This window comes from Costertonia aggregata, from assembly GCF_013402795.1.
GTDB lineage: Bacteria > Bacteroidota > Bacteroidia > Flavobacteriales > Flavobacteriaceae > Costertonia > Costertonia aggregata.
Genome location: NZ_CP058595.1, coordinates 1,478,370 through 1,491,198 on the forward strand (window position 1 = coordinate 1,478,370; position 12,829 = coordinate 1,491,198).

Consider the following 12,829-nt stretch of genomic DNA (forward strand, 5'->3'; position numbering starts at 1 on the left):
ATTAAAAAAACAACGAATGAAATTTTTCATAGATACAGCAAATTTAGCAGATATACAGGAAGCTCAGGATATGGGTGTTTTAGACGGAGTAACCACCAATCCGTCACTAATGGCTAAAGAAGGAATTACCGGAACCGCGAACATTTTAGCGCATTATAAGAAAATCTGTAATGTAGTTCCCGGCCATATTAGTGCCGAGGTTATTGCTACGGATTACAAAGGGATAATAGAAGAGGGTGAAAAACTGGCTGCGTTACATCCGCAAATCGTAGTAAAACTACCCATGATTGCCGATGGTGTAAAAGCTTGTAAATATTTTTCCGACAAAGGAGTGAAGACGAATGTCACCTTGGTTTTCTCTGCCGGTCAGGCACTGCTTGCCGCCAAAGCGGGTGCAACCTATGTTTCACCATTTATTGGCCGTCTTGACGATATCTCAACCAATGGTCTAGGGCTTATTTCAGAAATTAGACTAATCTATGATAATTACGGATTTGAAACGGAAATTCTGGCAGCTTCGGTACGCCACGTCATGCATGTCATCGATTGTGCTAAACTTGGTTCGGATGTCATGACAGGACCTCTATCAGCTATAAAAGGACTTCTAAAGCACCCATTGACCGATTCGGGTTTGGCAAAATTTCTAGAAGATTACAAGAACGGAAACGATTGATTTCATGTAAATCTTAAAAATGAAAAGACTTTTTGAAGTATATTACTCAGTTCAAAATTAGCACCCTTTTCATTTGACTCAATGTATGATTAAACATATCAGATTCGAATAAATCCAATAATACGTTAACAATTTTATTTACCTCAGCTAATATACCGACTTGGATATAGATAGAATTAGAAAGTAATGCTTTTATTACCAACGTTTTGTATGTAAATAGCCCATCAGGTGAAGGGATTGAATCAGGCTTTTGAAGATGTTGATAGGAACAAAAATGTGATGGTCAAAAGCTTGGATTCGATACAAAATAACCTCTAAGCTAAAAATAACCTAGAGGTTGGTAAAAAAGACCCAAAGTTCTGAATCTTGGTCATTCCTTAAATTCCTGTAAAGCCGGTAACTCCTTAAAAGATTTTCGCGAACCTGTATCACGAAAAAAAAGCGCATGATTATCGTAGTTGGAACCGTTTAATCCGTTAAGAGCATCTATTCCATCAAAAGCAACAAACTCACCGCCCCAATAGCCAAAACCTAGAGTATTATCAATCTCAGAAAGTGTTTGCCTGAAACCTCTAAGGAAAGCCGCCTGACCCTCTCTGGTGGCACTAAATTCGCTTAATAGGCTTGCATTGGCAGCAGGATAAATATTATTTGTTTGATCATCGTTATCTTCTGTAAAAGGGTAAGCAACCTCGGCAATTAAAAGTTCTAATTTTTGAGGTATTTGCTGATCATAGGGCTGGCCATTTTCTTGTACATTTGGTCTGCGATAGGTAGCATTTAATTCGTTCAATGAACTTTTTAAATAATCCAAACCTTTCCCCTCGTAATAAATGGGGTAATAAGAAACGGCGATGATATCATAATCAAGGTCGTATAAGCCCAGAAAGAAATTGTTAGCCCCTTCTCCAATACCGGCATAATGCATAATAATCTTCGCCTTTGAAGATGCCTCACGAACAGCTTGACATCCAACCCCAACTAAATCCCTGAAATTCTGCCAATTTATATCGTAGTCGCCAAGTGGCAATAGTATTCCCTTATTTATTTCGTTGCCCACTTGTACATAATCAGGGTCTAGGGCTAGAACAATGTTCTTAGTGTAGTTATTTACAATATCCTTGAGCTCGTCAAGATTTGAGGTTGGCCAATCATCAGGTGTTTTTTGATTGTTGAGGTCGGCCCAAGTGTCACTATAGTGTATGGTTATCCAAGTTTTCAGACCAAGCGCCTTTGCTCTATCTGATAATATTTTCACCTCGTCATAGCCATAAATATTGGTGTTTTTTGCCCATAATCTGAGTCTCACGGTATTCACCCCAGAAGCCTTAATGATTTCAAGTAAGTCTTTTGTTTCATTCTCATCGTTTTTAAACATAACCCCATCACGATCCAATTGTGGAAGAAATGAAACATCCATGGCCCTGACTTCAAAGTCACCGACGCCTATGGGAATTCCAGATTCTTCTTCGCTAGAATCTGTGTTTGGAAGATTTTCAGCGATATACTCATCTACATCATCACAAGACGCAAGAATCATTACTGCCAGAACAATGGCAAATTTCAGAAATTTCGATTTTTTTTTCATTACAATAATTTTTAAAATTAAACAAAGGACTTTCTTATGACATACTTGAATCGGATTTAAATTACCGATTCTAAATTATAATGTTGAGTTATTGATGTCTGGTACTTGATATCCATATTTTACCTCACTTTACTTGTATTCAATTTTAGATGACAGAGAAGGATTTATCTCTGATATCGTAGGATTAAGGAATCGGAAATCAATTAGCTGCCCAAATTCCTGAATTCGAACAGCCGCTTGACCAAACTAACATCTAACTCAAATTCTAAAATTGATTAGTATCCTGGATTTTGTTCAATTACTCCACCAGACTCGATAATCACGTTTGCAGGGATTGGAAATAAGACCTCAAAATCACTGGCATCTAAGTTTCTAGCTTGGGCTTTTGAAATAAAAGAATTATTGCGAATTAAATCTTGACGCCTTATACCGAATTCCCAATACAGCTCTCTACCACGTTCCGCTAAAATGAACTCCCGCATCTCATCCTGACTTGAAAACGCACCTAGAGGTATGTTACCAGTGGTGTTGGCACGATCCGTTATTTGCCTAACGTAAGCTTGAACCTCGCTTGTTGGGCCATCTAATTCGTTTGTCGCCTCTGCCATTGCCAAAATAACATCGGCATACCTGTACATGATTAAATCAAAACCTTCGTTTTCACTAGGAACATAGTCGGTATATTTCAAAGGAATTGCCCCAGTTAGACCATTATCCCTGCCAATCACATTATCATCGTTATTAATATACTCATTGGCTATTGTTTCCAAACGCATATCGCCATCGGAATATGTATCGTAAAATGACCAAGGCATTTCGTTGAGCTTATACTTTGCCCCTTGTGTTACATCAACACCTAAAACACTTTTGGCATCGCCTGGCAATATACAGGCGAACCATATGTTACCGGTTCCCAAGTTTCCGGGAACAGCAAAAATGATTTCATTATTTTGCGCTTCGGTAAAAACGTTTTTGTAGCTAGGGTTTAGGTTGTAGCCCATATTCATGATGCTCTCGCCAACCTCCTTTGCTTCGGCCCAGTTTTTTTCATGCATATGCACCTTCATCAACAATATACTAGCGACACCTTTTGAGGCCCTGCCCCAATCTGATGTACCATTATATTTTTCGGGCAAACCTTCAATTGCATCCTCTAAATCTTGAACCATAGCAGCTACATAATCCTCTTTGGTTGGTCTGGCAAGCGGAGTTTCATCTGCTAGGGTAGTTGGGTCTAAACGAACACTTACAGGCCCATAAAAATCATATAGCACATACATAAACCAACCTCTAAGTGCTTTGGTCTCTGCAATATAAAGTTCCTTATTGGGGATTTCAGACTTCTCGATTATATCTATCAACCCAGTCATTCTTGCTACGTAACTAACTCGATCATAAAAAGTTAGACCACTATTAGTGTCATAAGTGGCGGGGCCAAAGGTAAAAGTGCTTTCGGGAAAAAAGAAAATATCAAAAGCCTCATCGGTCTGTACCGAGGTCGCCCAGCTATACCCCAGGAAGTGTGCATTGAAATTGAAAGTAAACACATTACGTGTTGGGTCGTTATTACCATAATCCTGATTGAATTGTGCATAAAAAGGAATTAATGCCGCCAGTACATCTGCTTCGGTCTGAGGAAAATCAGATGCATTTATTTGATTGAAAACCTGAGGTTCTAGTGCGTCCTCGCAACTTAGCGAAAACAATAGCAAAACGGTAGCAACTACTATCTTATAAATTGAATTTTTCATATTGTATTTTTTATTTTAGAATTGTACACTCAAACCCAATGCGCTTGTGAGTGCCATTGGATACGGATTGTTATTACGCTCCATCTCTGGATCTAATCCCCTCGTATTTGTCAAGAAGAATAAATTATCGAAGTTCATGAACAACCGTAATGATTGAACCAACTTAACATTGTCCATAGGTACAGAATACCCAAAATTTACGTTCTTAAGTCGCGCAAAAAAGCTGTTTTCAACTGTTCGAAAATCATTAACTCCAGTAGGATTATTGGCACCTGCTACATCAGGAGCAAAACCGGGATAAATACCATCAGGATTAAAAGAGGTAAAAACATCTAGTGTAGTTGCCTCCACATTGGTAGGTAAACCTTGGCGGGCAATGATTGCAGGTTGAGCAAAAGTTTGAAAACCATCAAATGTCAGATTGCCATATGCTCCGTAAATCTGAAACGCGAGATCAAAATTTTTAAACCTAATATTATTGTTGATGCCAAAGGTACCTCTTGGGGCAAGGTCGCCTAAATTGGTAACGTCCTCAATATTTAACTGACCGTCACCATTTAAATCTACATACTTAACATTACCTACAAAAGCATCGGGTTGATAATCCGGTATATCATCAGCTGTGCGTATTAAACCATTGGTCTTCCAACCATATACAGCATTAATCGCATCATTATCTCCAATATATTCTGCTAACTCAACCCCAGGATTACGTTCTAACCAAAACGTTCTGGCCGTTCCGAAAGTAAACAATGAAGACCATGAAAAGTTCTCCGTTATAATATTTTCGGTTCTTAAAGACACTTCAATACCAGTACTTCTTGTAGAACCCACATTAAAGACTTGTAAGGTATTGGCGTTTGAAGATGGTAAGGTTCTAAAATCCAGTAAATCTTCGGCCGTTCTTTGAAAATAATCTATAGAACCTGTAATTCTTCTATTTTTTAATAAAGCAAAATCAATACCAGCGTTAATAGTAATGTTGGTCTCCCATTTTAAATCCGGATTACCTAATTGTGTCTGGATAAAACCACTGTTGTTAAGTTGATTTCCTATGAGATAACTGAAATCAGTAGTGAGCGCATATAAAGAAGAACCGAAAATATTATTTGCGGTAATACTTTCGTTACCTGTAGTTCCGTAACCCGCTCTAAACTTCAACTCTGGAAACCAGGTAATGTCTTTCATGAAGTTTTCTTCGCTGGCTACCCATCCTGCTGAAATTCCTGGAAAAAACCCTACCTTATTATTTTCTGGAAAATTACTGGACGCATCGAATCTTCCCGTAAATTGAAAAATATACTTATTTTTCAAGGTGTAGTTTAGTCGTGTGAATTGAGATAATTTGATTCTAGTTACTCCTCTATTTGAACTAACACTACTTTGAAGCCTGTTATTCGCTATACCGATATTATCCAATCCAAATATGTCAGTAGGAAAACCTATCGCTTCAAGTCCATAATCACTAAATGTATTTTTGTAGTAACCGGCACCGATAACGGCTGAGATTCTATGGTCACCGTAGGTATTGTTAAAATTTAAAAAGGTCTCAGCACTATAATTGCCCAACCTAGTATTACCTAATTGCGCATTACCTTCGGGTACGGTAAGAAAATTTGCAGCCACCGGCACAAAAAAGCGCCGTTCCGTACTTGTGTTATCTATACCACCAACAATATTTAAATTTATGGCATCACTTAAATCAAATTTTAAGGAAGGTGTTAAAATAACACGTGTGCTTAAATTCTGATTGGTTATTTGTGAGTAGCTGGCAGGGTTAGGAGTTCTGGCATTATAACCAATAGTTGTATTTCCATTTTCATCAAAAGGAGAGATGTCTGGAGCAAACTGCAAAGCAGATTGTAATAATGAAGGACTATCAATATCATTTGACTGCCCTGTGGCTACGTTATCACTTTTTGTGTTATTGTAGGATACCCCTAGACGAAAATTGATTTTAGACCCTAATTTTTGGTCTAAGTTGATTCTTCCAGAAAGCCTTTTAAAATTTGACCCTACCAACAATGCCTTTTGTTCGAAGAAGTTGAACGAAGTAAATATCTTTGTATTTTCATTACCAGATGTAATAGATACATTTTGATCTGATATAGTACCATCTCTTACTACAAAATCTATATAATCCGTCCCTACACCTGCATTTTGTATTTGTCCGTCACTAAAAAATGGTGTAAAACCACTGATTGGCGTGGTGCCGTTTCCGTAAGGGGCCAGTTGATTGTTCACCCTAAGCTGTTCCGCTCCAAAATCATTGGCAGCTCTTCTGAATTCTGTAGCGTTTAAAGGCCGTAAATACTCTTTTGCGGTTTGTATGGAAAACGAACTACTAAAATTTACGGTAGTCTTTCCTGCTTTACCTTTTTTTGTTGTAATCAATATTACACCATTAGATGCAGCTGAACCGTATATTGCAGTTGCACTGGCATCTTTTAATATGTCAACAGATTCGATATCGTTTGGATTTATGTTGGCCAATGGGCTTCTGGCAAACCCACCCCTAAAACCCTCTGGTGCAGAATTAAATTCTGTGGATGAATTATTGCTAATGGGAAGACCGTCGATTACGTACAACGGACTGTTATCACCATTAGGAGATATGGCACCGCGGATTGTTATATTAAGTGCACCACCCGGTTGTGCTGTTCCTGCGGTCACATTTAACCCCGCTGCCTGACCTTGCAACAAATTCTCAATGGTAACGGCATTTGTGGTATTCAAATCCTCTGCTTTTACGGTGGACACGGCTCCTGTAACGTCTTTTTTGCGCTGCACTCCATAACCCACCAAAACTACCTCATCTAATGTTTCGGTACTGGCTTCTAGGTTGATGATAAAACTGTTTTTGTCTCCAATAACCACTTCCGTTTTTGAAAAACCGATATAGGATACGATCAGCACATCGGAGCTAGAAGCATTTATGGAAAAATTTCCATCGAAGTCGGTTGTTGTCCCATTTGTAGTTCCTTTAACTAGTACGGTGGCACCAGGCAATGGAACTCCCACATCATCATACACAGTCCCTGTTATCTGGCTTATTTGGCCAAAAAACAAAAGATGTGAAAATAGCAGCATCGCCAAGAGCAAGCTGGACTTATTAATTTTCATTTTCATAGTAGTTTAGTTTAAAGTTTAATTGAATCATTTTCAGTTATTTTTTATTTGGATGGTTTCTTTTTTGAAATGGAGCTGATAAGTACCTCTGACCCTTTTAGGTTTTTTGAGCTTGCTGTTAATTTGATGTCTCCCGAAATAGAGGTTGATTTTATAATGACCATACACCTGCCGCGCCATGCTTTTCTTTGATGGGCCGTGTAGCTCTCCAAACTTCTAGGATTGGCATTGGCAACGGCGACGATTTCCCCAGGGCCTTCGATTTTGAAATCCAACATATCATCCGCCAGAAAATTGCGAACGCCATCTTTATCTAATAGTTCAAACGTTATATAACTTAGGTCTTGACCATTAGCATTTATTTCTGTTCGGTCTGCGGAAGCTTTTATAGATACTGGGGTACCAGCAGTCTTTAGTTCGATGGTTTTTACCTTTTTTCTGCCTTCATAGCCTATGGCCTTTAGACTTCCAGCTACGTAGGGCACCTTGAATGTTGTTTTAAATTCGGTAGATTTGTTGGTAGCTTTCTTACCAAGGCTTTTCCCGTTCAAGAAAAGCTCGACTTCATCACAGGACGAATAAACATCTACAGCTAAGGTCTGGCCTTCAAAAGCCTGCCAGTTCCAATGTTCCACGACATCGTACCAATGCCATTTAGACCAATCGGCCAAATCTTTATTGCTGTCAGGGAACGAAGGCTCGGGTGACTGTACAAAAACGGATAACTGATTTTCTTTCCAGAGGGCATCTCGGTAATGGGATTGAGGACGTTTCCAGCCACAGATATCAAAATCTCCGTTGTACGCCAGATTCCACGGATAAAAATTACTTTTTTGTGGATAGCCCATCCATCCGATGCCTGCCTCACCGATATAATCCCATGCTGTCCATACAAAATCGCCAATGACATAAGGGTGTTCTAATACATCCATCCAGCTACCAAAAGCCTCTAACGGATAGCTCTCCGCACCGTACATAATTCTCGTAGGTATTCTTTTGTGGTCATCTGCGTAAATCGTTTCCTTATTATGGTCACCGCCAACGGCATAGTTATAACCGCTTACATCGAGGGCGGCAAAGTAAGGGTCCTTGTCAGGAGCCAGACCGTTGACCGCAGCGGTAGTAGGTCTAGTTGCATCCAAGGATTTGATGTAATCACCAATTTTTTTAGCGGTTTCAACCCCCTTTGCTGTACCACGTTCGGGAATCTCATTGCCCATGCTCCAAAGAATAATGGAAGGGTGGTTACGGTCTCTGACGACCATATTGTGCACATCTTTTTTCCACCAGTCTTCAAAGAACAAGTGATAGTCTTCCGGATTTTTAGCTACTTCCCAGATATCGAAAGCCTCGTCGATAACCAATATTCCCAATCGGTCACACACTTCCAATAATTTTTGACTCGGTGGATTGTGCGCTAGGCGAAGGGCATTATAACCACTCGCTTTTAATAGTTCTACTTTTCGTTCCTCTGCGCGGTCTAAGGATTTTGCCCCCAAAGGGCCATTGTCATGATGAATGCATCCACCTTTCAGAAGTACTTTTTGGCCATTGAGCTGAAAACCATTTTCAACATCAAAAGAGATACTTCTTACCCCAAACATAGTTTTCACTCTGTCAACAATAGCGCTCCCAACTTTCAACTCCGTTACGGCAGTATATTGATGTGGATACTCTAAAGACCATAATTTTGGATTTTTAATATCAACATTCTGAACAATGGCCCCAGTTGCAGTGTCTGAAGTTTGTGATGATACCTTAGCAACCTCAACGCCCTCCTCGTCTACTATTATAGTTTCTAAGGTGTACTCATTTTTCTCATTAGCAACAATATCCAGGTTAACAACAACCTTGGCGCTGCGCTTACTAATTTCTGGTGTAGTGATGTATACGCCCCAAGGTTTAATGTGCGACTTGTTTTTTGTAATCATCCAGACATGTCTATAAATACCGGAACCTGAGTACCAACGACTATTTTCACCAAAATTTTTAACCTTTACTGCAATGATATTCTCTTCACCATATACCAAGTGTGGAGTCAAATCGAATTGAAATGTAGTATAACCATATGGCCGAGTGCCTAACTTAATTCCGTTGATATATACTTCCGAGTTCATATAAACACCATCAAATTGGATGATTGTTAACTTATCCGATGTCTCCCAGGATGGCGTAAACCTCTTTCGATACCATCCGGTACCTCCCGTGGTAAAACCTCCATTAACTTGCGTATGTGCATCGGAAGCGAAAGGAGAATCGGAACCCTCCAAATTCTCGATACTCCAATCATGTGGAACATCTATATTGCGCCATTCAGTATCATCGAATGTTGGTTGTTCCGCGCCATAGGCACCTCCCTTGTGGAATTTCCAGTCCATGTCCATCGAAATAGGCTCAAAAGTCTGCTGACCAATAAGGGTGATGACTACCAACTGAAAACTGATTAGTATGTATTTTTTCATTGTCTTTATTTTATAGGATGGGTATGCTTAAAATTCACGGTTGTTGGAAAATGCGATGTCGTTCCACCGTAGTTCTTGTTTAAAGCGGTACAAATCGGTTTTTTCATCGATTAATAAAAATTCGATATCCATGATATCGGCTAAATCTTCTAACTGCGTTGCGGAAATATTTTGACTGTAACAGGTATGGTGTGCCCCTCCTCCTAAAATCCAGGCTGAAGCTGCCGTCTGTAAATCAGGCTTTGGTTTCCATAAAACCCTTGCTACGGGAAGGTTTGGCATATCTTCTGTAATTTCCAATGCCTCCACTTTGTTCACCAATAGTCTAAAGCGATTTCCCATGTCTACTATAGAGGCATTCAAAGCGGCACCGGAACCTCCATTGAAAATCAAGCGTGCGGGATCTTCCTTACCTCCAATTCCCAGGGCATGTACTTCGCAACGTACATCTCCTTTTGCGATAGACGGACAGATTTCCAACATATGGGAACCCATTACCGCCATATTGGATGGATCAAAATGATAGGTGTAATCTTCCATGAAGCTAGTGCCCCCTTCCAACCCGGAACCCATGACCTTCATGGTTCGCACCAAAGCTGCCGTTTTCCAGTCTCCTTCTCCCCCAAAGCCATAACCCGCAGCCATCAGTCGCTGTGTCGCGATTCCCGGTAGTTGTTTTATACCATGTAAATCTTCGAAAGTATCGGTGAAAGCGGTGTAGTCTCCATTTTCCAAAAAGGCGCGTATCCCTATTTCAATTTGGGCCGCATCATATAGCGATTGTTGTTTTGACCCACCTTGCTTAAGGTTCTCGGGCAGGGAATACAAATCTTGATATTCTTGCAGCAGCATTCTAACTTCTTTATCGGTAACCTGGTTGATAAACTTTTTGAGGTCTCCAATGCCAAAGCCATCTACCTGATAGCCAAATTTGATTTGCGCAGAAACCTTGTTGCCATCGGTTACGGCTACCTGCCGCATATTGTCGCCAAAACGGGCAACTTTCATATGCCTTGAATTAGAAACAGCAACTGCCACCCGACACCAAGCATCAATTTGTTCAATAACAGCCTCGTTTTCCCAATGCCCTACGATTACCTTGCGCTTAAGACGCATCCTCGACGCAATAAACCCGAACTCACGACCGCCATGGGCGGACTGATTTAGGTTCATAAAATCCATATCTATTGACTGCCACGGGATATCCCTGTTGAACTGGGTGTGAAGGTGTAAAAAAGGCTTTTGCAAGGTTTGGAGTCCGGCAATCCACATCTTGGCCGGAGAAAATGTATGCATCCAAGTTATTAATCCTATACAGGAATCAGTATTATTAGCTTCTTTACAGATTTGAAGGATTTCATCAAGTGTCTTCACAGTCGGTTTATAAACTATCGTAACGGAAATTCTTTTATCCTTTCCATAGACCTCCACAATTTTTTGAGAATGGGCAGCGACCTGTTGCAAGGTTTCTTCGCCATATAGATGTTGGCTTCCCGTTACCAACCAAACTTCATATTTTTTTAAATCTATCATGCGTTTGCTTAACTGTTATGAAAAATAAATATAGATGCCCGCCACTGCGATGCAGACCATAACCCCGATTGGTTTCATGTATCTCCATGGTGAAATGTCCACTTGTTCCGTATATTCTAAATGGTATGGTGCTTCCCTAGGTTTGAGCTGTCCAATGATTAGGAGTATGCCAACGATTAGCACGAAAATGATTCCCATAACATGCAGGAAGTGCGGGAAAGCTTCTGCTCTGATATCGTTGAGGGCAATTGCATCGAAAATACCATTGGCCTTTGCATTTTCGATGGCAGACGCTTCCATCATTGGTCCAATAATGTATAGGGCCACCAAATAGGTCACAACACCAAAGACAATGGAGATATTGGCCGCGATACCGGGTACACGTTTCGTTAGATAGCCGATTAAAACAATCGCCAAAATTGGAACGCTGTAAGAACCATTGAGTTCTTGCAAATAGTTGAAAATGCCACCCTCGACACCGTACAATAATGGTGCGATAATCATGGATAGAATAGCCAAAGCGGCCCCGAACAGTTTTCCGGCCTTCACTACTTTTCTTTCGGATGCGCCAGTATTGATGAACTGTTTATAGAAATCGAGCCCGAACAGAGTAACCGAACTATTCAAAGCACTATTGAATGAACTGAGTATGGCACCGAACAAGACCGCAGCAAAAAAACCGATCAAGGATACCGGTAGAATTTTTTTTACCAGCATCGGATAGGCCTGATCCGCATTCGGAATATCCCCGTTAAAAACCTGAAATGCTATAATGCCCGGCAGTACCACTATGAAGGGGCCTAATAATTTCACACATGCTGCAAGACAAAGTCCTTTTTGTCCTTCCTTCAAGTTTTTCGCCCCCAAGGCCCTTTGTATTATTGCTTGGTTCGTTCCCCAGTAATAAAAATTGACGATTAAAATGCCTGTAAACAATGTCCAAAATGGAACGGATGAGTTGGCAGCCCCTAGCGCATCGAATTTTTCCGGAAGGTTGGTCGTAAGTACGTCCATACCATCGAACACATTGCCGTCTCCGACATATAGTAATCCGAAAATGGGAATCATGGAACCTCCAACGATCAGGCCGATTGCATTAATCGAATCTGATATGGCAACTGCTTTTAACCCACCGAATATCGCGTAAATACTCCCGATGATTCCAATGCCCCAAACAGTGAACCATAAAGCGGCCTCTTCGCTTAAATTCATCGCCGCTGGCAAATCGAACATCGTATTGATCGCCAATGCACCGGAATACAATACCGTAGGTAACATTGAAATGGCATACCCGAACAAAAACAAAAGTGAAACAATGGTTTTGGTTGTTTTCCCGTAACGGTCTTCCAAGAATTGGGGAATGGTCGCAATACCACCTTTAAGATATTTCGGCAGCAACACAAAAGCGGTAAATACCATTGCCAAGGCCGCTACAACCTCATACGCCATGATTAAAACACCTTCGCTGAATGCCACGCCGTTCATCCCAACAATCTGTTCAGTAGAGAGATTGGTCAATAGCAAAGACCCGGCAATAACGGGTCCCGTAAGGCTTCGTCCACCCAAGAAATAGCCGTCCGATGTATTCTCGTCGGTTTTGCGGGTGTAATAGTAAGCCGTAACGGCCACTAACAGGGTAAATGCAATAAACGTTATAATACCCATGAAATTATTTTAGTCTCTTTACAATACG

7 protein-coding genes are annotated in these 12,829 nt (G+C 40.5%); 1 reads left to right on the forward strand and 6 read right to left on the reverse strand.

Annotated features, from left to right (window positions below; all coding sequences use genetic code 11):
• The first annotated feature begins 16 nt into the window (after positions 1 to 16).
• Positions 17 to 673 carry a fructose-6-phosphate aldolase gene (gene fsa / locus HYG79_RS06845; protein ID WP_179241368.1) on the forward strand — a complete coding sequence of 219 codons (657 nt, stop codon included), beginning with the start codon at positions 17 to 19 and terminating at the stop codon, positions 671 to 673.
• A 370-nt stretch (positions 674 to 1,043) separates the two neighbouring features.
• Here fsa and HYG79_RS06850 read toward each other — a convergent pair whose 3' ends face one another.
• The 6 genes from HYG79_RS06850 to HYG79_RS06875 all read right to left on the reverse strand — a co-directional run bounded on the left by HYG79_RS06850 (position 1,044) and on the right by HYG79_RS06875 (position 12,801).
• The gene (locus tag HYG79_RS06850; protein ID WP_179241369.1) at positions 1,044 to 2,261 is read right to left on the reverse strand and encodes a glycosyl hydrolase 53 family protein; all 1,218 of its coding nucleotides are present in this window, start codon (positions 2,259 to 2,261) and stop codon (positions 1,044 to 1,046) included.
• A 275-nt stretch (positions 2,262 to 2,536) separates the two neighbouring features.
• Positions 2,537 to 4,012 (reverse strand): RagB/SusD family nutrient uptake outer membrane protein, encoded by a 1,476-nt coding sequence (locus HYG79_RS06855; RefSeq protein ID WP_179241370.1) that lies wholly within the window; start codon positions 4,010 to 4,012, stop codon positions 2,537 to 2,539.
• 15 nt (positions 4,013 to 4,027) lie between these two features.
• A complete protein-coding gene (locus HYG79_RS06860) occupies positions 4,028 to 7,141 on the reverse strand; it encodes a SusC/RagA family TonB-linked outer membrane protein (protein ID WP_179241371.1) in 3,114 nt (1,037 codons plus the stop codon).
• A 44-nt stretch (positions 7,142 to 7,185) separates the two neighbouring features.
• A complete protein-coding gene (locus HYG79_RS06865) occupies positions 7,186 to 9,603 on the reverse strand; it encodes a glycoside hydrolase family 2 TIM barrel-domain containing protein (protein ID WP_179241372.1) in 2,418 nt (805 codons plus the stop codon).
• A gap of 27 nt (positions 9,604 to 9,630) precedes the next feature.
• Complete coding sequence (araA, locus tag HYG79_RS06870; RefSeq protein WP_179241373.1) at positions 9,631 to 11,136, reverse strand: L-arabinose isomerase; 1,506 nt, start codon at positions 11,134 to 11,136, stop codon at positions 9,631 to 9,633.
• A 15-nt stretch (positions 11,137 to 11,151) separates the two neighbouring features.
• Complete coding sequence (locus tag HYG79_RS06875) at positions 11,152 to 12,801, reverse strand: solute:sodium symporter family transporter (protein WP_179241374.1); 1,650 nt, start codon at positions 12,799 to 12,801, stop codon at positions 11,152 to 11,154.
• Positions 12,802 to 12,829 lie beyond the last annotated feature (28 nt).